This is a genomic window from Roseibium polysiphoniae (assembly GCF_014842925.1).
Taxonomy (GTDB): Bacteria; Pseudomonadota; Alphaproteobacteria; order Rhizobiales; family Stappiaceae; genus Roseibium; species Roseibium polysiphoniae.
The window spans coordinates 394,524-420,241 of sequence record NZ_JACYXJ010000006.1 but is presented as its reverse complement, the minus strand read 5'-3'; the positions used below and the strand labels follow the sequence as shown (position 1 = coordinate 420,241).

The following is a 25,718-nucleotide window of genomic DNA, read 5'->3' as shown; positions in this document are numbered from 1 at the left end:
TCAATCGGTCAAAGGGTCCGAAAGAATGCCTATGCCGCAAGGGATCGTTTGCGGGAAGAACGCTTGGTTCTGAACGATTCGGCGCTGGTGCGGGCCAGATAGACGACCGGCAGAAGGCCGACGATTACAATCGCAAGAGAGGGCAGGGCTGCCTCCTCAAAAGCCTCGCGTGAAGCCGCTTCGAAGACTGTCGTCGCAAGTGTTTCAAAGTTGAAGGGCCGCAGAAGGATCGTCGCCGGCAGCTCCTTCATGCAGTCCACGAACGTCAGAAGCAGTGCCGAAAGCAGGACGGGGCGCAGCAGCGGCAGGTGGATCTGGCCGAGCGTTTGCGACGCATCTCGGCCAAGAGTGCGTGAGGCCATATCGAGGTGCGTTGAAATCTTCCCGAAACCGCCCTCGACCTGACCATAGGAAACCGCAAGGAAACGGACCATATAAGCATAGACGAGGCCGACGCCGCTTCCCAGCAACAGCAATCCGGTACCGAAGCCAAAAGCCGCTTTCATCTGTGCGTCGATGAAATTGTCAAATGCGGCCATCGGCACGAGGATGCCTACCGCAAGAACGGTCCCGGGGATCGCATAACCGACGGAGGCAAGCCTCACGCCCAGCATCAAGACGGGCGTTTTGTTGAGGCGTAGTGCATACGCCAGTGACAGGCTGAGCAGCACCGTCAAGACGGCGGCAATGGTCGCCAAAGAGAGTGAGTTCCAGATGGCTCCGGCCAGCGGTCCGGCCCAGAGGTCATCCAGACGTCGGCTTGCACGGTCCGCGAGCAAAGAGGCGGGTATCAGGAAACCGAGCGCGATCGGGAGAAGGCACAAAACGAATGCGCCGCCAGCTCTCCATCCGGTCAGGGTAAAGCGCGCGGGATGGCGCTGCTTTGCATTGCCGTTGTCGAAGCGCTGTTTGCGGCGTCCAAACCGCTCCAGCCAAAGCAACAGGAACACCATCAACAGCATCGCCAGAGCGAGTTGGGCTGCGCCGCTCAGGCTCGATCGGTTCAGCCAAGTGTCATAGACCGAGAACGTCAGCGTCTTGACGCCGAAGAAGGTAACTGCCCCAATGTCATTCAGGCACTCCATGAGGGCGAGCGACACACCGACCGCTGCTGCGGGGCGTGAGAGCGGCAAGGCGATCCTGAGGAAGACACGCCACGGGGACGCGCCGAGTGTCCGCGATACATCAAGAACCGAGGCGGACTGCACCAGAAAGCTGGCCCGGGTCGTCAGGTAGACATAGGGATAGAGAACGGCGCTCATCACGAATATGGCTCCGCCCAGAGATCGTATTTCCGGAAACCAATAGTCTCGTGACGTCTTGAAGCCGAAGAGCGCGCGCAAGCCGGACTGAACGGGTCCCGTATAGTCCAGGACCTCTACATAGGCGAAAGCGATGATGTAGGTCGGTACGGCAAGTGGAATGAGCAGTGCCCAGTCGAAAATCCGTTGTCCTGGGAAGCGGCACATGGTGGTCAGCCAGGCGGTTCCGACACCAACAACCGTAGTGAAAAACCCAACGCCGGCCATGAGCAGGAGTGTCGTGCGCAGGGAACGCGGGAGAACCGTATTGATCAGGTGTTCCCAGACGTCGCCCGTGGGGCTCATTGCAATCCATAAGATCGCCAGCAGCGGGAAAAGGACAAGCACCGCAATCAGGATCGCGCCCGACTGCCAAAAGCGTTCGGCGTTGGTCATATGCAAGGGGCGCGGCAATGCGGATGTCTCACAAGGGGCAGAATGACGTTGAGTGCTGTAGTTAGCCTGCCCGGAGTATAAATGCAAAAAGGCGCTGCAATCTGCAGCGCCTTTTCTTATCAGCTAATAGGCTTGGCTTAGGAAGCAGGTCCATCGTCAAAGCCGACCTTGTCGACCAACTCACTTGCGGTCTTGCGATTTTCGGCAATGTCGGAGAGCGACAGGCTGTCGGGCTTCAACTCGCCCCATGACTGAACCCGTTCAGAGACGGCAACGCCAGGCGTAACCGGGTATTCGAAGTTGGTTTCAGCGTAGATTTCCTGGGCCTTGGCAGAGGTCAGGAACTCAATGAGCTTGACCGCATTGTCCTTGTTGGGCGCATGTTTGGTCAGCACGATGCCTGCTAGGTTGACGTGGCTGCCGCGGTCGTCAGAGTTCGGAAACAGGATGCGGACGGACTTTGCCCATTCCTTCTGCTCCGGCTCTTTGTCGTTGGTTTCCATCTTGCCCATGTAATAGGTGTTGCCGAGGGAGATATCGCACTCTCCAGCATAGATGGCCTTTACCTGTGCGCGGTCGTTGCCAGCAGGCTTGCGCGCAAGATTGTCGCGGACACCTGCGAGCCACTCTTCGGTTTCTTCAGCGCCGTGATGGGCGACCATCGAGGCAATGAGGCCAATGGTGTAGACATGCTGGCCCGAGCGCGTGCAAAGACGGCCCTTCCACTTCGGATCCGAAAGTTCTTCGTAAGTGATGCTGTCTTGATCGACGCGGTCACGCGACGCATAGATCACGCGAGCGCGGTTCGTCAGGCCGACCCAGTGCCCTTCGGGGTCGCGGAACTGGGACGGGATGTTTTCGGTCACCACGTCGGAGTTGACGGGCTGGGTCACGCCAAGCTGTTTTGCGCCATCCAGACGTCCAATGTCGACCGTGAGGAGCACGTCCGCCGGGGAGTTTTCGCCCTCTGCGGCGATCCGCTCACCAAGGCCCTTGGATGCGAATACGACATTGGTCTTCACGCCGGTTTCAGCTGTGAAGGCGTCCAGCAGCGGCTGAATCAGGAATGGCTGGCGATAGGAGTAGATGTTCACTTCATCTGCCGCAAAGGCAGGTGCGCTTGTCGAAGCGATACCCGCAAGTGTTGCAGCGCTCAAAATGGCACGCATGGTGTAGCGCATAGCTTAAGGCTCCCGTTGTTGGGGCGATGCCCCTGTTCTTCTGATTAATTGTTGAGCGAAATATGTATAATTGAGGAACTCAAGTCAATAAGTTAAATAAGATCAATAGTTTAGAATTATTCAAAACTAACTGGAGTTCAATACTCCGGATTTTTACCGATTTTCTTTTGTTGATCAGAGAGTTCTCGGAGCGGAACGGCCAGGTCTGGGAAAGGATGAGCGTCGAGCAGGAAAGCAATCACGGGAATGTGAGCTTTGCGCACGCGTCGGCTATTTCAGGATTCGCGGCAGCTTTGATCGTGAAGGCATTCGCCCGCACGATTCTTCAAGCTCACTCAGCCAGGACACGCTGGGACGGAAAACGGATTTCGACCAGCGTTCCCTGTTCAGGTGTCGAATCGATCTGAAAGCCTGCGCGGTTCGCCTCAACCAGTGCTTTGGTGAGTGGCAGGCCAAGCCCTGTGCCGCCACCGTGCCGGGCGGTATGAACCTGGCGGAAAGGCTCCAGCGCAGCCGAAAGGTCTTTCGCGCTCATTCCTGTGCCTGTATCCCGGACGCGCAGAACGACTTCACCGTTGTCCTCAAGCGACGTCGACACGATGACCTGCCCACCGGACTTGTTGAACTTGATCGCGTTCGACAAGAGGTTCAGCACGATTTGGCGCAGCGAGCGCTGGTCGGCGACCACACTGGGCACTGAATCGGGCAGGCTCGCCCGGATGATAACGCGATCCCGGTTCGCCTGCGGCTGCATCAGGGCAACGCATTCGTTGATTACGTCATTGGCGGACACTGCGGAAAAGCGCAGTTCCATTTTTCCGGCCTCGATTTTGGACAGATCAAGAAGGTCGTTGATCAGGCTCATGATCAGTGAGCCGGACGTCCTGATGTCTTTCAGATATTCCTTGTAACGCTCGTTTCCGATAGGACCGAAGCGCTCCTCCATCATGACTTCGGAAAAGCCAATGATGGCATTCAGCGGTGTCCGGATCTCGTGGCTGATCTTGGCAAGGAAATCTGACTTCTGGGAACTGGCATTTTCGGCCTGACGCTTCGCCTGGGTCAGCTCTTCTTCAGCGGTCTTCCATTGTGTGATGTCTCTCAGAACAGCACAGAACTTCGGTTCATCCCCCGATGCAGTTACGCGGCCAATCGTCATGAACAGGGGAATGAGGCCACCAGCCGAAACCCGGCCCAACACTTCCCGGCCGTCGTTCAAGATGCTGGCCACGCCATTGCGCGCGAGGCCATCCAGGTAGTCCGCCGCAGCCCGGTGGCTCTCGGGTGCAAGATAGTCCGTCAGTGGCGCCCCTTCCATATCGGAGCGGCTGGCACCGAAGAGGGCTTCTGCCGAACGGTTCACCTTGGTGATGGTGCCGTGGCGGTCGAGAACAAGGACACCATCGGTCGCGGTCTCAAGGATCGTGTCGAGTTCCGAAATGCGGTCTTCTGCATCCTGGAGCGCGCCGGAAGGTGCCGGGGTCACCACAGGGGCAATTTGCGGCGCTTCGGATGTCGCGGGCGTTCGCTCGGTGAAAGAAATCATGAGACCTCGACCACCGTTCCAGGGCACGGAATGCATGCGCGCATCGACAGGTCTGACGCCGCCGTCGGCCAAGCGGACCTTCAAAGTGCCGTCGACGGTGCCTTCCATGCCCTCAGCGTCAGGAAGTGCGTCGTCATCATCATCTTCGACAAAAACCGCTTCGAGCCCTCCAGCCTCGGTGAGGCCCTTCAAGTCGGAGTAGCCGAGCAGGTCTAGAAGCGTGTCATTGGCATAAAGCACATCGCGGTCCCGGGCGATGGCAATTCCAATCGGCAGGCGGTCGAGCAGACGGGGATCGATCGGTCCGGCGCGCGGCGGTTCAATCGCCTTGGCGAGCTCGTTTTGAGTTTCCTCATCGAAATTGTCATTCTCGTCGCCGTCCATATCCCCTTCCAGGCGGGCGCCCAGAGCCTCGGCGATTTTCCGGAAGGCCGCTTTTTCGGGTTTTGACAGGCGTGATGTATCGACCGGGACCAGCTGTGGTTTGCGCGTGATCGACACGACCTTGCCGTCATCTTCCGGTGCGTTTGTACCAGCCTTTGGGCCGTTATCATTTTCGCCGGAAATCAGGCTGATATGTGCAGCCCCGAACCCAGCGTCTTCCGGCAGGGTTAGGTCACCTTCATCGGTCGCAGAGATCCCGTTGTCCGGTTCTTCCTCGTCGCGAAACGCTGCCGTCTCCTCGAAGAAATCCAGCTCTTCATCAATCGGCTCGGATTGCCCAGGGACGCGGGCATCATTTTCGTCCAAGGAGACGCTCGAAGCGTCCGCCTTTTGCTCGTCGGCCGAGGCATCCTTGGAGGTGGTGATCTCCGAGAGCGGATTGAGCGGCAATTCTTCCTGATTTTTTCGGCCATAGTCTTTGGCGAGCGTCTTTACCGCTGTCTCGATTTCTCGAGGACGCAAGGGCGCGGTGCCCGAGATGCCGCTGAGATCGCTTTCCTCAGTGGTCTTTTCTTCGGCAACGGCCTGGTTCTCAGGCTCGCGCGAAACCGGCGCGGCGTCGGTTGCCGCGTCTTCAGAAGGAACGTCGTCGGCACTATCGCCGGATTCTTCGGCTTCGGTAAGCTCAGAGGCTTCTTCTCGATCATCACCAGAAAGAAGACCTGGGTCTTCAGGTTCTGCCGGTTCTTGTTCCTCGAGGAACTCTGATGTCGAGGAACTTTCAGACTGGCCCTGAACATTGATGTTGTCCAGCCAGGCGGCAGCGCTCGCACCTAAAAGCGTGCCGCCCTCAAGCGGAGAGGCGGGCTTTTCACGAAGGTCTTGCTCCGGATCTTCCACTTGGGTTTCGTCGCCAAGGGTGACCTCTACCTCATCGGATGCATCAGTCGCGTCAACTTCACTTAGGAGGTCTCCACCATTGTCCGATGGGGTCTCCGGCAATGCATCTTTGGAGGCGAGGGGGACTGAAGGTGCCGGACCTTCGATCTCCAGGTCGTCGTCCGAAGGAACCGCATCCACCTCAGCTTCAAGCACCGTTTCGGTCGTATCCATAGCGTCGGAAGGCGTGTCGTCGTTCTCGGAGATGTCTGTAGCCTCATCTTCAGCCGCTACCGAGTTTTCTTCGACCTCATCATTTTCTGGAACCGTGAGGTCTGCGTCGTCTTCGGTGGTCAAAAGTGGCGCGAGTGGGTCGACGATGGCATCCGCCGTCCGGCAAACGCCAAAGCCCCGATATCCTTCGAATTCGCGGTCGCGATCAAAGGCGGGAAGGGCTGCCATGTCCACGGGCACGCGAAGCGCAGCGCCGGTGACAGGCCACTCGATGGTCTTGCCGCTCCATGTGTCGCGGCGGTCAAGCGCACGGGCGATGCTGCCGGTGACGTCCAGATCAAACTGGTCTGAGACGTCACTCCAGGTCATGCCGACAATGTTCGCGGCTCGTGGCCCGAGCGTCTCGCCAAACTCTTCGGAGATGAAGGTGAAGCGCTGGTCGATGTCCATCTTCCAGGCAAATCTTATGGGGCGTCTTCTTGGAGCAAATTGGAAGCCGGCGGGTTGTGCGTCTTCGTCTTGTGCGCGCGCCAGAGGCGGCATGCTGACGTTGCTGGTCTCTGGCATCAGACCGTCGCCGGTGTCGGCGCTGACCTGTTGAAGAAGGACGCCCTCGCTGCGGAACACTGGTTCGGTGCCTTCGTCTTCGGCAATGTCTTGAGCGCGAGACCAGGCGCCCGCGGTATCTTCGTCAGCTGAGCCGAGAAGATCATCTGATTGGGAAGCGTCTTCATCCTCTGGCGCTACGTCTTTAGGGGCTTCTTCCACAATTGCATCGTCTGAAATCGTGATGAGATCGTCGGCGGTGTCGCTCTCGGGGGCTGGAAGATCGAGGCTCACAGGGGCTGCAACTACGCCTCCAGTTGAAGCCGGCTCATCTTCGCGCGCATGGTCGACGGCTTCGTCTTCATCCCCGGAAGGGTCAAGCGGCGCGTTTTCGAGGAGCACCAGTTGCCGGGTGTCATCGATCAATGCGATGGCACCATCATGCAAGCGATCCTGCATTGCGAGCGGGCCAGACAAGTTGCGCTGATCCTCTGGCAGTTCGAGGGTTTCCGGATGGCCAGTCAGCGCACCTGCACGCAGGACGACATTGTCTCCCTCCATGACAAATGAGCTGTGGTCGGCGTCGGCCAGCAAGGCCAGAAACGCCGGCAGGGGAGCATCCGTTGTGGAAACGCCCTTGTCGCCGCAGACGATAAGGGCGGCGTCATGACCGTCGGCAAGCGTCAGCCTGCGGCATTGGCACGTCAGGAGCATCACGCGAAGTCCACGGTAAAACCGCAGACGGTCAATGCTCAAGCGATCTGTGGAACCGGACGTCGCAATGCGTGCAATATGAGGTCTGGCGGGGGACCGGGTCAGTCCCGAAAGACGGCTGAAGCCGCGGACATCCCGAACCGAAAAAAAGGCGGCGCCGGCCGCGTTCGCCCACAGGATCCTTGAGCCGTCAGCTGACCAGACCCACGCGGCGCGTGGGTCTTCACAGAGCCCGGCCAACTCTGGAGCGGCGCTGAGTTCCATGAATGTTTGTAGCTGGTTGTCCATGGCTCAACTCCGAAAGCGACTGCGACGCAATTCCGATTGTCTTCGGGAACGAGGTCGGAACTGGTAAACACCTTGTTAATACCGTTTCCTTAGCCGAGCGTCCACGCAAAGCCGGGGTCCTAAAGGTCTTCCATGAAGGCGTGGTTAATTGTGCTTGTCAGATTTGCCGTAACCCTGAGGGCATGGTAGGAAATCTCACACGCCCTGAGCGTCCCGCTTGGATGGGTTAGATGTGGCACGAGAGTTGAGGAACTGGATCCATGGCCAGCGATAACGATGGTTTCGAAATTCCCGATCAAATGCGTGACTTTGCCGAAAAGAGCGTAGATCAGGCTCGCAAGGCCTTCGATGACTTCATGAATGTGACCCAGAAGGCCGTCGAGAACGTGGAAGATTCCACATCCGTCGCCAAGAGCGGTGCAAGCGATGTCAATCGCAAGACGCTTTCCTTCGCCGAAGAACACATGGACGCGGCCTTCAAGTTTGCACAGCAGCTGGTCCGTGCGAAGGACGTCGAGGAAATGATGGGTCTTCAGCAGACCTATCTGCGCAGCCAGATGGAGGCTCTTGGTGAGCAGGCGCGTGACCTGTCCAGCACGGCCACCAAGGCGGCCCAGGATGTTGCCAAGGCCGCGAAGAAAAGCTGATCGAAGTTTATTTGGAACTCGCGAACCGGCGTCGGCTTATGCCCTCGCCGGTTTTTTATTGCTCGCATCGCATGGGGCGAGTTTGCAATTAACGCAGCGTCTGATTGAAAAAAATTAATTGTGCAGTGCAAAATAATATTGCAATGCAGCAGAGGTTTCCCTATATTGCGTTTGCGGATGACGAGAGGCCTGACACGATGAAGTTTGTCAGACCGAACAGTTCAATGATGATCGCATCCGAAATTATGGAGATGACATCATGACAGAGACAACGACCACAGCGAAAGCTGCTCCCAAGGCACGTGCAACCAAATCCACCAAGGCGGCTCCGGCCACCCCGTTTGGCGACTTCGAGGCATTTTCTATGCCGAAGATGGAAGTCCCTGCTGCATTCCGTGAAGCCACGGAAAAAGGCATCGAGCAGGCTCGCGACGCATATGCCAAGGTGAAGACGGCCGCTGAAGATGCGACCGACGTAATGGAAGATACCTTTGAGACTTCCCGTCAGGGCGCGGTTGAGTTCAACCACAAGGCTGTTGATGCGGCCAAGGCGAACACCGACGCTGCTTTCACGTTCATCAAGGACGTAATGGCTGCAAAGACTTTGGCTGAAGCGATCGAACTTCAGTCCACTTTCGCACGCCAGCAGTTCGATGCCCTGTCCTCTCAGGCAAAGGACATGCAGGAATTCGCAACCAAGCTGAGCTCGGATGTGTCGGCGCCTGTTAAGGACGCTTTTGAAAAGTCCTTCAAGGACATGAAAGCCGCCTAAGGTTCTGGCCATATCGCCAGCCATTTGTCGGCATTGAATTCAAACCCCGGAACCAGTCATGGTTCCGGGGTTTTTCATTGTCGCTAGAAGGGCTCTGGGGCTTCGTCAGCACTTTTGCACAGGCTCTTGAGAGGTGAGATCAAAGCCGTAAATTGCTCCAATTTCACCCTTGTGGACAGTTGGAAAGAGCGATAGAAGACCCCTTGCAAACGGGGGCCATCACTCATATGGTCCGCGCCACTTCGATACGAACGTATCGCGACATGCAGACGTAGCTCAGTTGGTTAGAGCGTCGGATTGTGGCTCCGAAGGTCGGTGGTTCGAATCCACTCGTCTGTACCATTTCTCAAAAACATCAAATTTTCTGAATTATGCGCGTGGCAGACTGGCCAGTCGCTTGACCTCGGTCGCATCCAGCTGCGCCACCTGTCCATGTGGATCAAATGGTCGCTTGAAGGTGAAGGCTCTCGGGCCATCGCCATGATCGGCCAGATACTCATGCCGTTCGACAGCTTCAGCCCAATCCGGCTGATGTCCTGCCTTGACCCACCAGAGTGCGTATCCGGTCCAGCCGTTTGGCAGAACGTTCCACTCGCGACCGCGTCGATAGGCGGCTCCGTGCTCACCGTGGTAGGTCGCCGCGGCAATAGCTTCGACGCTGCTCCAGAGTGAGAGGGTAGATGGCGCCCAGCCATCACCGTTGTCTTCCCAGAACCGCGGAAAAACCTGGACGCCCCAACTCGCAGGGCCCGTGTCGCTGTCATATCCCGAGCGCGATAAAAAGCCCGGTGCTTTTTCAAGGGCGGTCAAAACCGAGGGTTCTATCTCGAAGAAGCTAGCGATTTTGGGAGAGTCTGCCCTGTCGAGAAATTGGCCGAATGTATAGACGGCAAGGTGAAATTGGGCGGTCATTGCAGAAGCGAAATTGTCGACATTTGATGGCCTTGCTTTAAAAATTGTATGCAATTAAGAAGATCTTGGCAGTCTGGATCCGGCAGCGATCATCCTAAGGATGGTTGCTGGTGGCCGGTAGGGGGAAAGTGCTTCCACTTGCAAAAGGGGCGGCGAGTGTTGCCGAAATTACATAGCAACTGATGGGGGAACGTCCGCATGGAAGACATAAGCCTGGTTTCATTAGCGCTCCTGGCGGGCGCATTGCTGGCAACAGGCGTTGTGGCTGGAATTATTGCGGGCCTGCTCGGCGTCGGCGGCGGCATCGTGATCGTGCCGGTGCTCTATTACATGTTCTCCGGCCTCGGCATTGATCAAGACGTGCTCATGCACTTGGCGGTCGGCACCTCGCTCGCGACGATCCTGGCGACCGGAACATCCTCCGCACGTGCCCATTGGAAGCGCGGCAGCGTCGATGTGGATTTGCTGAAAAGCTGGTGGTGGGCGATCGCGCTCGGTGTCATTGGCGGCGCGACGCTCGCCGGCAACCTTTCCGGCGGTGCATTGACGCTGATATTTGGCGTCGTGGCGCTTGTGGTGTCTGCAAACATGCTCTTGCGCAAAGAAGGTTCTGCCATCGCCGAAAAGCTGCCGGGTTCCCCCTTCAAGGAGCTCATGGGTCTTTTGATTGGTGGCATTTCGGTGATGATGGGCATCGGCGGAGGAACGCTCGGCGTTCCCACTCTGACGCTGTTTTCCTATCCAATCCGCAAGGCGGTTGGAACAGCAGCAGCCATTGGTCTGATCATCGCGGTGCCTGGCACGCTCATGTCGATTTACTTCGGTTGGGAGGCGGAGGGACGCCCGCCGTTCTCGCTGGGTTATGTCAATCTCATCGGCTTCTTCTTGATCATTCCGGCATCGACCTACGCTGCGCCACTTGGGGCAAAAATTGCGCATACAATCGCCCCCTCGAAGCTCAAGCTGATCTTTGCGCTCTTCCTCGGCTTTACCGGTTTGCGCATGATTTACGACGTGATGATGTAGGCGTCTTTGCGGGCCTTTGGCGTCGATCCATTTCTTGAATGATCTGATCAACGAATATCATTGGTTCTTGAGGTGGTTATCGGCCATTGTAACAATCAGCACACTGAGCTGGTTTCATAAACAGCTTGAGTCTTTTGGAAAACGATTGTCGTAGAACCCGCGAGGCGCCAAGGCCAGCGCGGGAGTAGGCCGTAATGACTGCAAGCCCTCCAGTTACGATCACCTCCGCAGGCTGCCTGCGAGGCGCGCAGTTCTGTATACCGGCTCTTCCGGGGACCGTCGCGTTCGGCGCTGTCTTTGGAACAGTCGCTGCGCAGAAAGGGCTGACGTTCGCTGAGACGCTGATGTTCAATTCATTCGTCTTTGCCGGGGCCTCTCAGTTCGTAGCCATGGAGGTCTACACGGCCCCGATGACCTGGGGCGTGATCTTTGCGATGGTTGGTGTCGTGGCTGCGGTCAACATGCGCATGCTCTTGATTGGCGCGAGCCTGCGCCCCTGGCTGGGGCAAGTGCCGTCATCGCGAACCTATCCGGCCCTTTTCTTTCTGACCGACATCAATTGGCTGATCGCGCTTCGCGAGTATGACAAGGGCGAACGCGACTGGGGTATTTTCCTCGGCAGCGGCCTTTTCATGTGGTGCATCTGGTCGCTGTCAGTGGTGCCCGGGTATTTCTTCGGCAGTCTGGTCAGCGATCCGAAAGCCTGGGGGCTCGATGTCGTGATGCCAGCCTTCTTCATCGCCCTGCTTATTCCGCTCTGGAAAGGCAAGCGTCAGACAATAAGCTGGGCAATCGCCGGTGGTGTCGCTGTTCTGACCTGGTATGAGCTGGGCGGCTATTGGGGCATTCTGACCGGTGCCATTTCCGGGGCGCTGGCGGGAGCTTTCCTGGATGATTGAGACAAGCGTTGGCGCCGATGGCTTGTTTGTTGCCGCCGTCCTGATGATGACGGCTGTGACCTACATGATGCGCGCAGGTGGTTATTGGGTGATGGGCCGGATACCGCTCACAACGCGTGTTCGAAAGGCGCTGGAGTCTCTGCCGGGTGCGATCATCGTCTCTACGATCTTGCCCATCGCGTTCAAGGGCGGAGTGCCAGTCGTTCTTTGCATCATCGTTTCTGGAACGGCCATGGCGCTCTTGAGGAAAGACATCATCGCGGTGGTATGCGCCGTTGCCGCCGCTGCTGCCGCTCGCGCCTATGGATTTTGAGGCAAAATCCCGCCGATCACCTCTTTCGCGTTTTTCAGCGTGACAGTCGGTTCATGTCCTGCGTCGATGACAGTCCAGGTCATGTCCCCGAGGTCATAGCTCAGCTGCAGGTCAACCACCTCCGTTGTGGCGTCTGACGCATCTCCCTGCCGCGTCGAAACGCGTGCCATCAAAGTCTCGGCCGGCGCGTCCAGCCACAGGCCGCAGAACCTTGCTTCTACCGCCTTTGCGAGTTGTTCGATCCGTGCACGTTCTTTCTCGTCAGCAAATACGGCATCGAACAGTGCTGAGTGTCCGCTCGCGAGCGTCGTTTGCAGAGCCTTGTCGAGAGCGTCGTAAACCGCTTCAGTCGCCGCCCGCGTATAGGCCTCGGCGGGCGCTTTTTGTGTTTCGGACAGACCAAGCCGTTTCTTGCGCTCGATGTCTGTGCGCAGAACGCGGGCCCCGGGTGCGCGGCCGATGTCCGGTGCGAGAGCGTAGGCAAGAGTGGTCTTGCCGGTGCCGGAAAACCCGCCGATTGCAACGAGATCAGGCTCGACAGGATCCAGGAAGGCTATGGCCTGGCTGAAATAGGACACGGCTTGTTCTTCTTTCGCGCGCCTGTCCGTTTCATTGTGCTGGGTTTTTGCCGCGCTGGCTGCGATTTTGGCGCGAATTGCAGCGCGCATCATCAAGTAGAAAGGGAGGGCGGCAAGGCCTTGCAATTTGCTTGCGCCATCGTGCGTGTCGAATGGAAGCTTGTCGAAATAGCGGTTAAAGACCAGGTTTGCCGCCGGGCGCTGATCGTTCTCCCATAGGTCCATAAGGAGAAAGGCAAGGTCATAGAGGGTATCCGTTGTCGCCATCGCATCAGAAAACTCGATTGCGTCGAACAGAACCGGTTTTCCGTCCAGCACAACGATGTTGCGCATGTGCGCGTCACCATGGCAGAGGCGGATATGGCCATCCGCGCCGCGTTTCATCAGCAGTGGCTCTATCCGCTCCAGCCAGAGGCGTGATTGACGTGTGAGGTGTTCGGCGGCTTGCGGCGGGAAAAGGTCCGGATGTTCGGCAAACGCGACCTCATTCTGATCGACATAGCTCGCCAGTTCTTTGAAGAAGCCCTGTGCCGCCTCCGGTTTTTTCGGTGCAGCCGCGTGGGCGCTCACAAGCATGTCCGCCAGATCATCGCAAAGGCCTTTGGACAGTGGTCCGTCATTCGCAACATGATCGAGCTGCCTGTCCTGCTCGAAGCGGTTCATGACCACGACCCACTCGATTGTCTCCCCCGGACCGTCGATGGCAAGGTGTCCGTCTGCGTCGCAGGTAATCGGCAGGGCCTCAATGTAGATCTGAGCAGCATTTCGGATGTTGTGGCTGATCTCGCGTTGGCATGCCTCAGCGCGTTTGGCCAGCGTGGAGTAGTCCAAAAAGGGGAATTTTACCGAGCGCTTGACCTTGTAAGCCTTTGAGCCGGCCAGAAAGACAACATTGGCGTGGGTGTCGATCCTCGTGATGCCTGCTTGCTCCTTTTCATTGACTGGCATGGCCATCAAAAACGCGAAGACTGCTTCCTGTGAATCGGCATTGGCCATTTGGATCTTTCCCGAACGATGGTCGTTGATGACCTGATCAAAGTGCATCGCAGGTTACTTGCAGCCTTTGATCTTTCTCAATGAGAGAATTGCTCATTGTGCCAATGTCTCCTCGAAAGTCGCACCAAGGAGAAAAACATGAGCGATTACCCGGCTCTAAAAAAGATCAGGTTGAACCTGGCGCGAACCAAAGACCATCCGAATGGGTCAGCCCAGCACGGCTACGAATTTACAGCGCCGCTTGATGACAGCGGGCACATTGACGCTGGTCTTTGGAAAAAGGAGCGGGACCATTGCCGTGTCCGGCGTTTTTGGGGTGGCGAAGAAGAGGAAATCGGTCATCTGGTCCACCGCCCGGGCGGATCCTGGGCGTTTCACTACGACATCGAGGGTGAAGATGACGATGAAGCAGGCTACCGCTTCGGGTCACATGCTTTCCAACCAGGGGAGTATGTCTCGATCAAGGATGAGGACGGTGATTTGTTCACCTTCCAGGTCGTGACGGTTTCGCCTGTTTGAGTGGACCCGGTTTGAAATGAAACAGCTCTTCTTTAATGCCTGACCAGGTGAGACTAGGGAGAAACGTCCGCAGGGGGACGGCGAGGGGGCGTGCGACTTTGTCGGCGCCCCCTTTTTATGCTTTGAGCCGCGGAATGGCCAAATGGGGCATCTGACCGGTGAATTTGTCTGCAGCCGATGACGAATGCTCTTTCAATGCCTTGCTTTCTGCCACTGCGCTTGGATAACTGTCTAACGCATGCAGTCCAGTGCGGCCAGCGGGGTGCAGCAGGATGGCAAGAGGAAAACAAGCATGGGTTTTTTTGATTTCGTAAAAGATGCCGGGAAGAAACTGTTCGGCGACGATGAAGCTGAAACGTCTGGTCCTGAGGCGATTGCTGCTGAAGTGGCCGAGCTCGGCCTTGATGGTGATGTGAAGGTCGAAGTTGAAGGCGATACGGTCAAGGTCGCGGGCGCTGCGCCAACGCAGGCTGCACGCGAGAAACTGATCCTGGCGGTTGGTAACGTCCTGGGGATCTCGAAAGTTGAAGAAGAGATCACGGTCGCTGAAGCCGAACCGGAAGCCAAGTTCCATACCGTGCAAAAGGGCGATACGCTCTGGAAGGTATCTGAAGACGCTTACGGTGATGGCTCCAAGTATCAGACGATCTTTGAAGCCAACAAGCCGATGCTGTCCCATCCGGACAAGATCTACCCGGGTCAGGTTCTGCGCATTCCGCCGCTCGACTAAGAGCGCGCCTGTTTTTTGCTCAGTCTTGGTTTGGCAACGGCCGCGGTGATCCGCGGCCGTTTGCGTTTCTGGTGTAGTTGAGTCCGTTTTGGAATGATGTCATTGCCAAATAATGTGGCGTCTCCCTCTGCCGGGCCCCGGTCACATCGAGTATACAACAAGCGTTGAAACGTACGACACTTGGACATCATGAAGGCAGGGAATAGGAATGAGCCAGAAGACCGGTGGACAGCTTCTCGTCGAGGCCCTGGAACTACATGGCGCGGAGCGGGTGTTCTGTGTGCCTGGGGAAAGCTACCTGGCCGTTTTGGACGCCCTTCATGATGCCTCTATTCCTGTAACCATCTGCCGCCAGGAAGGTGGCGCGGCCATGATGGCCGACGCCCATGGCAAGCTTACCGGCAAGCCCGGCATTTGCATGGTTACGCGCGGGCCTGGCGCGACGAACGCTGCTGCAGGTGTTCACGTCGCCATGCAGGATTCGACACCGATGATCCTCTTTATCGGCCAGATCGAACGCGGCATGCGTGAGCGCGAGGCCTTTCAAGAGGTCGATTACCGCCAGATGTTTGGCGGTATGGCGAAGTGGGTGGCGGAGATCGACCAAGCTGATCGGGTTCCCGAATTCATTTCCCGTGCCTATCACGTCGCGACATCAGGTCGACCGGGGCCGGTGGTCTTGGCCCTGCCGGAAGACATGCTTGTCGAGATGGCAGACGTTACACAGCCATCGCCATGGCAACAGGTCGAAACCCATCCTGGTTTGACGCAAATGGCGGACTTGCAAAAGCGTCTCTGGGCCGCGGAACGTCCGATCGCCATTCTGGGCGGCAGCCGTTGGAGCGAGGATGCCGTGGCCGCCTTTACCCGCTTCGCCGAACGTTTCGATCTGCCTGTTGCTTGCTCGTTCCGCCGGCAGGCTTTGTTCGACAATCTGCATCCCAATTATGCGGGCGATGTTGGCATCGGCATCAATCCGAAATTGCTTGAGCGCATAAAGACGTCCGACCTTATCTTGCTGGTCGGTGGTCGCCTGTCCGAAATGCCAAGCCAGTCATACACCTTGCTCGACATTCCCCAGCCTGCGCAGCCCTTGGTGCATGTGCACCCCGATGCGGAAGAACTCGGCCGCGTCTACCGGCCTTCGCTCGCGGTCCACGCGAGCCCGACAGGGTTCTGCAAGGCAGTTGAGGGATTGCAGCCTCCCACGGAAGCCAGGAACAAGAGTCAGGCAGAGGAAGCTCATGCAGACTATCTGGCATGGTCAGGCGCTCGGCCGCAGGTTCCGGGCGCTTTGCAAATGTCCGATGTGATGGAATGGATCGAGGCGAACGTTGCCGATGACGCCATTTTCACAAATGGCGCGGGAAATTTTGCGACCTGGGTGCATCGCTTTCACCGATTCCGCAAGTTTGCGACCCAAGCGGCGCCGACGTCCGGTTCGATGGGCTATGGCCTGCCTGCCGCCGTTTCGGCAAAGCTCACCTTTCCAGAACGGGAGACGATCTGTTTCGCCGGCGATGGCTGTTTTCAGATGACCATGCAGGAGTTTGGCACGGCCTGTCAGGAGGGCGCGGCGATCATCGTGGTTCTGGTCGACAATGGGATGTACGGCACGATTCGGATGCATCAGGAGCGCCACTATCCCGGCCGGCCATCGGCAACGAAATTGGTCAATCCGGATTTCGCGGCGCTTGCGTCTTCCTATGGGGCTCACGCCGAGACGGTTCATACTTCAGATGACTTTGGACCGGCGTTCGAGCGTGCACGTGCAACCGGAAAACCGGCATTGCTTCACCTCGTGCTCGATCCGGAAGCGATCACGCCTGCTGCCTCGCTCAGCCAAATTCGCGAAGCCGCGCAAGCGAAGAGCTAGCCAACGTCGTCAGCCAGGTCCAGGTCGGTCACTTGCAGGCTGACGTGGGCGACCCCGGGGTCGTCCGCCGAGGTTTCGACATGAAATCCGAGGGCCTGGCACATGCTGAGCATGCTCGTGTTTTCTTTCAGAACTTCGCCCTGGATCGTTTCGATGCCGTCGGCACGCGCGTAGCGGATGATAAGCTTCATCAGGGCCCAGCCCAGACCAACGCCTTTCAGGTTTGAGCGAACCATGATTGCATACTCGCCGCTTTTATGATCCGGGTCGGCGTGCAGTCGGACAACACCAAGCAGGTCGCCGGTCTCCGGGTCAATCGCGGAAAATGCCATGGCACGTGAATAATCAAGTTGTGTCAGCCGTGCCAGGAAACGATGGCTGAAGTCCCGTACTGGCGCGAAGAAGCGTAGCCGCAGGTCCTCCGCGGAGACTGTCTCAAAGAAGCTCTTGAAGAGGTCTTCGTCCTCTGGCCGAACAGGGCGAACGAAGACTTTTCTTCCGTCTTTAAGCGAGAGCGTGTCTTCCCACTCTTCCGGATAGGGCGCGATGGCGAGACGGGACTTTCCATCCCGGCCTGGGTGCCGTGCCGGTTCGCCGAGTGTCATGCGCGCATCAAGCGCGACAAGACCATCCTCCAGCGCCACGAGCGGATTGATGTCGAGCTCGAGTATTTCTGGAATGTCGATTGCGATCTGCGAGACTTTCATCAACGCAAGTGCCAGGGCCTCGCGATCGAGGGCTGGTCGTGTGCTGGTGCCGTCAATAAGCTTCGCAATTCTGGTGCGATTGATCATGGCATGCGCCAGATTGAGGTCGAGCGGCGGCAGCTCGATCGAGATATCCCGGCTATCTTCCACCGATGTCCCGCCATGGCCAAAGACCAGCACCGGCCCGAAAGTAGGTGTATCTGCCAGACCAACAAACAACTCGATCCCATGGCGATCTTCGAGCATTGGGTGCACACTGACACCTGCAATTCTTGCGTCCGGAAACAACTGACTGGTCTGCTGGATAAGCTCGCGGGCAGCCCGCTCGACGCTTTCGGGCGTTTCCAGTCCGAGGCGCACGCCGTCTATCCTAGATTTGAAAGGCAGGTCCTGCGAGATCAGCTTGACGACACAATGGTTGGCCTTCTTGAAGAACTCCGCCGCGTGGTCGGCTGCTTCTTCCGGCGTCTTGCACAGCCGCGTCGGCATGACAGGCAGCTGATAGGCTTCCAGTATCTTTGAAACCTCCTGGGGAAACAGCCAGGTTCGGTTCTCTTTCATCGCGTCATCAACGATCTTGCGCGCGGTGTCGGCATCGGGGATGAAGTCCTGAGGAACACTTGCCGGCGCTGCCATCAGAAAGTCACGTGACTGCGCATCATGAGCAAGGTGCATGATCGAGCGGACGACTTCCGCCGGGCTGGCGTAACAGGGCACACCGGCCTCATCCAGATGACCTCGGGCACTGCCGTCATCGCCAATCAGACCTGCGACGATCGCCTTGCGCCGTCCGGTCCGTCGCCGGTTCTCCTTAGCAGCCTCCGCAATGGCACGTCCTATGTCAGCCAGATCTGTGAATGCGCTTGGGGCCTGAAGAACCAGTACGCCGTCGGTGGTCTTGTCTCTGAGGACGGAGCTAATTGCCGCTTTGAGATCAGCTGGATCGAGTTCCTCGCGCAAGATGATGGGATCGGAGCTCGACCCGGTCTTTTGGCTTGTTCGACGATAGGCACCAAGAGCGTTGAGGGTGTCTTCGGAAAGTTCGGCAAGCTTGCCCCCCAGGTCGGTCAGACGATCCGTGGCCAGGCTGGCGAGGCTCCTGCCGTTCGACAGGATCGTCAGTGCGTCAAATTGAGGAACGCGCACACGCGCAAGGGTTTCGACGGCCTCAAACATTTCGTCGAGGTCGCTGACGCGCATGATGCCGGCGCGGCGGAAGGCAGCATCATAGACAAGGTCCGGATCAGCCAGGCGACCTGCATGGGTCAGGCCGCTGCCACTGGTGTCATGGCTGCGTCCCGACCGGATCATGATCACGGGCTTGCTGCGCGCCGCCGCTCTGGCCGCCGACAGAAACTTGCGCGGACTGGAGATCGCTTCCGCGTGAAGAAGAATCGCCCGTGTCCGGTAATCTTGCGCGAAATAGTCGACGAGGTCGCCGATATCGGCATCCATGCGCTCACCAAGTGAGACAACTGCAGAAAAGCCGGTCTTGTGAGCGCTGGCCCAAGAAAGGGTTGCATTCAAAACGGCACCAGAGCGCGCGATGAAGGCAATGTCGCCCGGTACCGGCGACTTGGCGCTGAGAAGGCAGTTCAGGCCCAAAGCCGGAACGGCAAGTCCAAGACTGCCGGGGCCGATCATGCGAAGCCGTGTGCTGCGTGCAGCTTCCCGGCAGGCCTGAACCAACTCCTCCGGCCAGGTTTCGTATCCAGGAGACAAGAGGACGACAGCTTTTGTTCCGCGCCGTGCCAGTTCAGCGATCAGCTCCGGCGTCGTTTCTGCCGCACTCAGACAGATCGCAAGATCTGGAGCTGTTGGCAGGTTCTCGAGCTCGACGTGCTTGCCTGCGAGAGCTGTGTCCAGGTCAGGCAATCCAACAAGATAGAGAGATTGTTTCCAGCCTGATGCCAGGAGGGTCCTGGAAAGGTGCTCCAGAACCTTTCCACCATGTCGCGATGGTCCGATCAGGGCCAGTGAGCCGGGGGCAAAGAAACCGTCGAGGTTTTTGATGGTCACGCCGTCATTCTCCGTGGGAGCTCCACAAAGCCTGACACGGAAAGAGCGAAATTTGAATGAAGGTGAGAGGGAAAATGCTCAGCCTCCAAAGCGCGGCGATCGCGCCCTGAAGGCTGGCTATCTGGATTAGTGAGCCATCAAAACCGGAACGGTCATGGCCTTCAGGATTTCCCGTGTGGCACCGCCAAAGAGAAACTCCCGCATCCGGCTGTGGCCGTAGCCACCCATGACCACCAGGTCGTTGCCGTTGTCTGAGACATAGTTGAGCAACGTATCAGCGATCCCAGTCTGAGGATTGGTGATGACGTCAATCGTCACATCAAGATCGTGCCGCGCCAGATAGGTTGCGATCTCGGCGCCTGGCTGGCTATCTTCATTGACGTTCTTTTCGACCACAAGCACGGTGATCTTCTCTGCCTTGTCCAGCAGCGGAAGTGCAGCGTGGATCGCACGTGTCGCTGTGGAGCTGCCGTCCCAGCCAATCACGACATTCTTGGCTTCGGACTGCGCGACGCCGATGTATGGGACGATCAGAACCGGCACACCGCTTTCGAACAGGACTGTTTCAATCAGAAGCTCGCGCATGGGCTCAAGGGCGTCGGGGTTTTCCTGCCCAATGACAACAAGATCCGTTGTGCGGCAATGCCGAAGCAGTCCTTCGAGGGGACCTCCAGTCAAAACATCTGCAACACGGCTTTCAGTCTTCACAGCTGCGACGCGGGCAAGCTCGTCGAAGCTCTTTTGAGCGTCTTTTGCAGCGCCAACCGCCTGTTCGTGCGCAGCTTGCAGGTAGTCAACGGGCATCGGCGCAGCCGCGAACGCAGGGACCACTGGTTCAAAGGCGACGGCCAAACCCGTTACATGGGCGTCGTTGTTGACAGCAAGGTCGATCGCATATTTCGCGGCCGGTTGGGATCCGGAGAGATCCACAATTGTCACGATGTCTTTTAAAACCATGGTCGTACCTCCTTTTGGAAAACTGGGCATAGGCCCTTGTGAAAACACCCTATGCAGGAAACGTGGGCGTTACTTTGAGGCGTATCAACCAGTGAGCGAATGAGTTGCCTGTTTTAGTTTTGATATGAAGCAGTCATGCAATTGTCTGCGCGGTGAAACGGTAAACGTCTCCCCCCGGTAAAACAGCTCGCGGGCCATCGGTCCAAAGCTCACCGCCGAGCCGTCGCGCCATTGTCTGAGATCGATGATTGTCGGGATGAACTTCCGCGATGGCCTCTGTCCAACCCATTGGCCCAAAAAGCCAATGGTTCACGGTTTGCGCGGCTTCAAACGCAATGCCTTTGCCTTCTGCTGCATCCGACCAAATTGTCCAGCTGAGTTCGGGCAGCTGTTCGTCCACAAGCTGGAAGGGGCCGACGTGGCCGAGCGCCGCGCCGCTTGTCCGGTCTGTGATCGTGAACCTGCCGAAGCCGCGCAATGCCCAGTGGCCGATCATGCTGGCGAACTTCTCAAAGACGGCATGCTCAGGCTTTGCGCCGCCTGTGAAGGCCGTGCGGTGAGATGTGGCGTAGGCGAGAAAGGCCGGAAAGTCCGATGGCGAAGGCACCCTTAGCAAAAGCCTTTGAGTTTCCAGAACCGGGGCGCCAGTCAGCGTTGGCAAACTCATTTCCATGGGCAAGACCCTTCCTGAGTTGACGCGTACATCCTGCAGAAAACCGATTTCACCAAAGGCTCGTGACAGAGACTAGACCGCCTTCATGACCTCGCGGGCGATAATCAGACGCTGCACCTCGGACGTGCCCTCGTAGATCGTCGTGATCCTGGCGTCTCGGGCATAGCGCTCGAGAGGATAGTCCTTGATGTAGCCGGCCCCGCCGTGAAGTTGCAACGCGGTGTAGGTTGCCTTCTGGGCGGCTTCGGACGCAAAGAGCTTGGCCATGGACGCTTCCTTGGAAAAGGCCTTGCCTGAATCCTTGAGCGATGCGGCCTGATGGATAAGCAATTTTGCCGCCTCCAGTTCCGTCTCCCGGTCCGCGACCAACCATTGCAGTCCTTGCATATCTGCAAGGGGGCGACCGAATTGTTCTCTTTCCTTGATGTAGGCTTTGCCGGCAGCCATCGCCTTGCGGGCAACGCCAAGAGCAAGCGCGGCGATCCCGATACGCCCACCGGCCAATTCGCCAACGGCGATGCGAAATCCCTCATTCTCTTGGCCCATCATAGCTGTCGCCGGGACGCGGCAATCCTGAAAGAGGACTTCATTGGTCGCAGAGCCAGTCTGCCCCATCTTCTTTTCCGCCTTGCCAATCACAAGGCCTGGCGTTCCAGCTTCGACAAGAAAACAGGAAATGCCCTTGCCTTTGGGAGCATCAGAATCGGTCACCGCCCAAACCACGAAGACGCCGGCATATTCAGCGGAACTGATATATAGCTTCGATCCGTTGAGGACGTAATGATTGCCGTCCTTCACCGCCCGGGTTTTCATTGACGAGGGATCAGATCCAGCGCTGGATTCCGTCAGGCAAAAACCACCAGCGGGATATCGGCCGTCCGTAAGTCGCGGCAAGTAGCGTGCTTTTTGCTCTTCAGAACCGACGGCCTGAATGACCTCGCCAACCATGTTTGTGACCGAGACGGTGACGGCGGTGGAAGCGCACCCCTGAGCAAGAGCTTCTACCGCGAGCGCAAAGCCGATGGTGCCGGCTTCGGTTCCACCGTACTCGGATGATAGGTTGAGACCCATGAAGCCGTTGTCTGCAAGCATCTGCAAGTTGGCCAGAAACTCAGCGCGTCCCTCACCATTGTCCAACCGCTCTGCCAGCGGTTCCAGCTTGTCTGTCGCGAGCTTGTTGGCCGTATCGGCGATCATTCGCTGTTCTTCGGTGAAGCTGAAGTCCATCGACGTTTTCCATCCCTTGATCTTTATGGCAGCAACCTAGCTTTGCGCAGGCAGATTTGTCCATGTCGTCGGGAACGGTTTGCGGCAGAGCAGCAAAAAGGAGATAAGGACAGCATGTCAACCCGATTGCTTCTTCTTGCGCTTCCTCCAATCGCCGTGCTGCTGATTGCGTCGCTGCTTGTGCAGCTGATGGTGGAACGGGATCGGGAGACCGTGGATCAAAAGGCGGCCGAGCGGCTTACCCTTTATCGCCAGACCATCCTCGGTGAATACGAGAAATACCGTTATTTGCCATACATGCTGGCACGGGATCCCAGAGCGACCGTTGTTCTGAACATGGGCAGACCGACCGAGTCGGCGAACCGGTTTCTAGAGGAAGTGGCGGAAAAGTCTGGCGCGGATCTGCTCTTTGTCATGGATCGGCAGGGCCGGACGCTGGCGGCCAGCAACTGGCGCGATGAGTTGTCTCTCGTCGGGCAGAGCTATGCCTACCGGCCCTATTTTCATACTGCTCTGAAAGGCGAGGAAGGACAGTTCTTCGCGATTGGCGCAACGCTTGGCGAACCGGGACTTTTCCTGTCGCTGCCATCTCCAGTAAGCGGTGAGCCTGACGGCGTTGCGGTCGTCAAGGTAGACATGGAGCCTTTGGAGCAGGCCTGGGCGAAGGGCGGCGAAACAGTTTTTGCATCGGATGCCAACGGGGTGATTTTCTTAGCTTCTGTCGCTGATTGGCGCTATCGAACCTTGCAAGAACTCTCCGACGATGTGAGAAGCCAAATCACGGCGACACGCCAATACGCCGATCAACCTCTGACCGCTCTGTCGCAAAACCCACGGGGTACTGAGAAAGTGGTGACGGTCGATGGCCGCACTTACCGCCATAACTCTGCTCATGTCGGATTGCTCGGCTGGACGCTCCACTTTCTCGTGCCGATTGAGGAAACTCGAAAGAACATTTGGCCGATCTGGGCATCCGCGATTGGCCTCAGCCTGCTCTACTTCGTGGGACTGCTCATTCAAAGAGGACGTGTCCTGCGTCGAGCCTCGGCCCTTTTGCGGCAGGAGTCGCAGGGGCTGCGGGAATTGAACCAGCGGTTGGTGGACGAGGTTGACGAGCGTCGACGTGTTGAAGAAGAGCTGAGAAACGCTCAAAGACACCTGGCGCGTTCGAGCCGTCTCGCAGCAGTGGGTCAGATGTCTGCAGCAGTTGCACATGAGCTGAACCAGCCCCTCGCAGCGCTGCGCATGTTTGTGGCGGGCGCCCGAAAGTTCCTTGAGAGTGGCAATGTTCCTGCCGTCGAAGATAATCTTAAGGAGATCGATTCTCTTCAACACCGGATGGCAACCCTGACCCAGGAACTCAAGCGCTTCGCTCGGCCCGCCGAAAGCCGGATTGAGGTAGTCGACTTGAAGAATTGTATTGCTGCGGCCGAAAAGATCGCGCGTTCGCGATTTGAAGAGGACAGCGTCAACTTGGATCTACGATTGTCCGATGGACCGCTGAATTTGGAAACCGCTCCCTTGAAGGTCGAGCAGGTGCTCGTGAATCTGCTCCGCAACGGCGCCGACTCCGCAGCAAAGGCGGAAGATGGAAAAGTCATTCTTGAAGTTGACCGACAGGGCGAGAGCATCGTTGTCAGCGTCTCCGACAACGGCGCTGGGGTGCCTACGGATCTCCGCGAAAAAATCTTCGACCCGTTTTTCACCACCAAGTTGAGCAATGGCGGTCTGGGTCTTGGCCTGTCCATCTCCGACCGTATCGCCGAGGATCTCGGAGGGTCTTTGCAAGTGAAGCCGAACGCGACTGGTGGGGCAACGTTCCTGTTTACTCTGCCAGCTCCGGAAGGAGCCGTGCGTGCCGCCACGCTGGAAGCTGAAACCGCGGTTCTGGAGCCAGAAGCCGAATGACCGCTGCAAACGTCAAGACCCCTGTTCTGATTGTGGACGACGATCCCGCAATGCGCTCTGCCCTGCGCCAATGGTTGGGGCTTGCGGGTTTCGAGACCATAGAGGTGTCGGACGCCGATACCGCGATGCGTCACGTTCAGCCAAGCTTTCCTGGCTGTGTCGTGTCGGATGTGATGTTGAATGGAGACGATGGTGTCCGTCTCATGAAACGTATCGCCGAAATAGATGCAGATATTCCGGTCATATTGATCACGGGCCATGGCGACGTGCCGATGGCGGTCGAAGCCATGCGAAGCGGGGCTTACGACTTTGTCGAAAAGCCGTTTGACCCTGAAGTGATCGCGGAGCTTGTGCGCCGCGCCTGCGAAAAGCGCAGCCTTGTATTGGAAAACCGCTCGCTTTCGAGGCGTCTCGTCGAAGAGGGGAGTTTGGAGCGGCGCCTTCTCGGCAACAGCCCTGCCATGCGGGCCTTGCGCGAAAGACTGCTTCATTTCGCTGGAACAGATGCCGCGGTTCTGATCACCGGTGAAACAGGGACAGGCAAGGAAGTGGTCGCCCAGGCGTTGCACGCATTTGGTCATCGCAAGGATGCGCCATTCGTTGCGATCAACGCAGCAGCCCTGCCGGAGACGATGGTCGAGGCAGAGCTGTTCGGCCATGAGGCTGGCGCATTCACAGGCGCAGATCGAACGCGGATTGGACGAATTGAGGCGGCCAATGGCGGTGTCTTGTTCCTGGATGAAATCGTTTCGATGCCGATCCCACTCCAGCCCAAGCTCCTGAGGGTTCTTCAGGAAAAATGCGTCGACCGAATAGGCGGACGCCGCCCTGTCCCTGTCGACTTCCGCGTTGTCAGCGCGGCCAACATCGAGCCCAAGGAAGCGGTTGCCGCGAAGACGCTGCGCGAGGACCTCCTGTTCCGTCTGAATACGATCGAGATCACGATTCCGGCGTTGCGGGAGCGGGGGAACGACAGTCTCCTGCTGTTCGATACCTTCATCAATCGTTTTGCAGCCCAATATGGCATCCCAATGCCGGACGTTACCGCCCGTGATGAAGCGTTTCTGCGAACGTACGATTGGCCGGGCAATGTTCGTGAATTGCGCAATGCCGCGGAGCGCTTCGTTCTCAATGCAGGTGTTGGTCGCCAGCCGCTCGAGGTCCTCGTGATTGGGCCCGGGCACAAGGTGAGTGATATCGCCGGTGGAACGCTGAAGGACTTGATGGACAGCTATGAGCGCAGCGTGATTTCTAATGCGCTTCGCAGGCATGAGGGGCGTATCGCCGAGGTCATGCGGGAGTTGGGTGTGCCGCGACGAACCCTGAACGAAAAGATGACCCGCTTGAAGTTGAGCCGCCCGCAGGTCATGGGCGACGAGTAAAGGTCCCTGGTCTTCATTGAAGGTTTCGATGCGGCGTATCGGCGAAATATTGCCGATACAGTTGAAAGATCGGCGATATTCTGCTCAACCTTGCGGGGAAGAGAATGG

At 57.7% G+C, this 25,718-nt stretch carries 19 protein-coding genes and 1 tRNA gene; 11 read left to right on the top strand and 9 right to left on the bottom strand.

What is annotated here, in order from left to right:
* Positions 1-29: 29 nt before the first annotated feature.
* The 3 genes from IG617_RS17685 to IG617_RS21540 form a co-directional block, all read right to left on the bottom strand.
* A complete protein-coding gene (locus IG617_RS17685) occupies positions 30-1,715 on the bottom strand; it encodes an ABC transporter permease (protein ID WP_254170604.1) in 1,686 nt (561 codons plus the stop codon).
* Between the two features lie 119 nt (positions 1,716-1,834).
* The gene (locus IG617_RS17680; RefSeq protein WP_209008595.1) at positions 1,835-2,866 is read right to left on the bottom strand and encodes a Fe(3+) ABC transporter substrate-binding protein; all 1,032 of its coding nucleotides are present in this window, start codon (positions 2,864-2,866) and stop codon (positions 1,835-1,837) included.
* Positions 2,867-3,209: 343 nt separating this feature from the next.
* Positions 3,210-7,469, bottom strand: coding sequence for a PAS domain-containing sensor histidine kinase (locus tag IG617_RS21540; protein WP_192110546.1), 4,260 nt, complete (start codon positions 7,467-7,469; stop codon positions 3,210-3,212).
* A 260-nt stretch (positions 7,470-7,729) separates the two neighbouring features.
* On the opposite strand from IG617_RS21540, the gene IG617_RS17670 reads away from it, so the two are divergent.
* The 3 genes from IG617_RS17670 to IG617_RS17660 all read left to right on the top strand — a co-directional run bounded on the left by IG617_RS17670 (position 7,730) and on the right by IG617_RS17660 (position 9,230).
* Positions 7,730-8,116 carry a phasin gene (locus tag IG617_RS17670; protein ID WP_153770769.1) on the top strand — a complete coding sequence of 129 codons (387 nt, stop codon included), beginning with the start codon at positions 7,730-7,732 and terminating at the stop codon, positions 8,114-8,116.
* A 259-nt stretch (positions 8,117-8,375) separates the two neighbouring features.
* Positions 8,376-8,888, top strand: coding sequence for a phasin (locus IG617_RS17665; RefSeq protein WP_153770770.1), 513 nt, complete (start codon positions 8,376-8,378; stop codon positions 8,886-8,888).
* Positions 8,889-9,153: 265 nt separating this feature from the next.
* Positions 9,154-9,230 (top strand) — tRNA-His (locus IG617_RS17660).
* 27 nt (positions 9,231-9,257) lie between these two features.
* On the opposite strand, the gene IG617_RS17655 is transcribed toward IG617_RS17660, so the two are convergent.
* Entirely contained in the window at positions 9,258-9,800 is a 543-nt protein-coding gene (locus IG617_RS17655) for a DUF3291 domain-containing protein (protein ID WP_192110545.1), read from the bottom strand.
* A 198-nt stretch (positions 9,801-9,998) separates the two neighbouring features.
* Here IG617_RS17655 and IG617_RS17650 point away from each other — a divergent pair, with 198 nt between their 5' ends.
* The 3 genes from IG617_RS17650 to IG617_RS17640 all read left to right on the top strand — a co-directional run bounded on the left by IG617_RS17650 (position 9,999) and on the right by IG617_RS17640 (position 12,038).
* Positions 9,999-10,826 (top strand): sulfite exporter TauE/SafE family protein, encoded by an 828-nt coding sequence (locus IG617_RS17650; protein ID WP_192110544.1) that lies wholly within the window; start codon positions 9,999-10,001, stop codon positions 10,824-10,826.
* Between the two features lie 194 nt (positions 10,827-11,020).
* Entirely contained in the window at positions 11,021-11,725 is a 705-nt protein-coding gene (locus tag IG617_RS17645) for an AzlC family ABC transporter permease (RefSeq protein WP_192110543.1), read from the top strand.
* On the top strand, positions 11,718-12,038 hold the full coding sequence (locus IG617_RS17640) for an AzlD family protein (RefSeq protein ID WP_153770774.1): 321 nt from the start codon (positions 11,718-11,720) through the stop codon (positions 12,036-12,038). Before IG617_RS17645 ends, IG617_RS17640 begins: the two co-directional genes overlap by 8 nt.
* Here IG617_RS17640 and IG617_RS17635 read toward each other — a convergent pair.
* Positions 12,026-13,612, bottom strand: a complete 1,587-nt coding sequence (locus IG617_RS17635; RefSeq protein WP_192110542.1) for a bifunctional aminoglycoside phosphotransferase/ATP-binding protein — start codon at positions 13,610-13,612, stop codon at positions 12,026-12,028. The genes IG617_RS17640 and IG617_RS17635 overlap by 13 nt on opposite strands.
* Positions 13,613-13,750: 138 nt before the next feature.
* Here IG617_RS17635 and IG617_RS17630 point away from each other — a divergent pair, with 138 nt between their 5' ends.
* The 3 genes from IG617_RS17630 to IG617_RS17620 all read left to right on the top strand — a co-directional run bounded on the left by IG617_RS17630 (position 13,751) and on the right by IG617_RS17620 (position 16,737).
* Positions 13,751-14,131, top strand: coding sequence for a hypothetical protein (locus tag IG617_RS17630; protein ID WP_192110541.1), 381 nt, complete (start codon positions 13,751-13,753; stop codon positions 14,129-14,131).
* A 292-nt stretch (positions 14,132-14,423) separates the two neighbouring features.
* A complete protein-coding gene (lysM, locus tag IG617_RS17625) occupies positions 14,424-14,861 on the top strand; it encodes a peptidoglycan-binding protein LysM (protein ID WP_192110540.1) in 438 nt (145 codons plus the stop codon).
* A 208-nt stretch (positions 14,862-15,069) separates the two neighbouring features.
* Entirely contained in the window at positions 15,070-16,737 is a 1,668-nt protein-coding gene (locus IG617_RS17620) for a thiamine pyrophosphate-binding protein (protein ID WP_192110539.1), read from the top strand.
* Here IG617_RS17620 and IG617_RS17615 read toward each other — a convergent pair.
* From IG617_RS17615 to IG617_RS17600, 4 genes are all read right to left on the bottom strand, one after another.
* Positions 16,734-19,463 (bottom strand): GNAT family N-acetyltransferase, encoded by a 2,730-nt coding sequence (locus IG617_RS17615; protein WP_192110538.1) that lies wholly within the window; start codon positions 19,461-19,463, stop codon positions 16,734-16,736. The two genes, IG617_RS17620 and IG617_RS17615, sit on opposite strands and share 4 nt — an antisense overlap.
* 126 nt (positions 19,464-19,589) lie before the next feature.
* Positions 19,590-20,420, bottom strand: coding sequence for a universal stress protein (locus tag IG617_RS17610; RefSeq protein ID WP_192110537.1), 831 nt, complete (start codon positions 20,418-20,420; stop codon positions 19,590-19,592).
* Between the two features lie 133 nt (positions 20,421-20,553).
* Complete coding sequence (locus tag IG617_RS17605) at positions 20,554-21,093, bottom strand: GNAT family N-acetyltransferase (protein ID WP_192110536.1); 540 nt, start codon at positions 21,091-21,093, stop codon at positions 20,554-20,556.
* A gap of 72 nt (positions 21,094-21,165) precedes the next feature.
* Positions 21,166-22,320, bottom strand: coding sequence for an acyl-CoA dehydrogenase family protein (locus tag IG617_RS17600; protein WP_192110535.1), 1,155 nt, complete (start codon positions 22,318-22,320; stop codon positions 21,166-21,168).
* Between the two features lie 114 nt (positions 22,321-22,434).
* On the opposite strand from IG617_RS17600, the gene IG617_RS17595 reads away from it, so the two are divergent.
* Positions 22,435-24,228, top strand: coding sequence for a sensor histidine kinase (locus tag IG617_RS17595; RefSeq protein ID WP_192110534.1), 1,794 nt, complete (start codon positions 22,435-22,437; stop codon positions 24,226-24,228).
* Positions 24,225-25,610 (top strand): sigma-54-dependent transcriptional regulator, encoded by a 1,386-nt coding sequence (locus IG617_RS17590; protein ID WP_192110533.1) that lies wholly within the window; start codon positions 24,225-24,227, stop codon positions 25,608-25,610. The genes IG617_RS17595 and IG617_RS17590 overlap by 4 nt, the downstream gene beginning before the upstream one ends.
* The last annotated feature ends 108 nt before the right edge of the window (positions 25,611-25,718 follow it).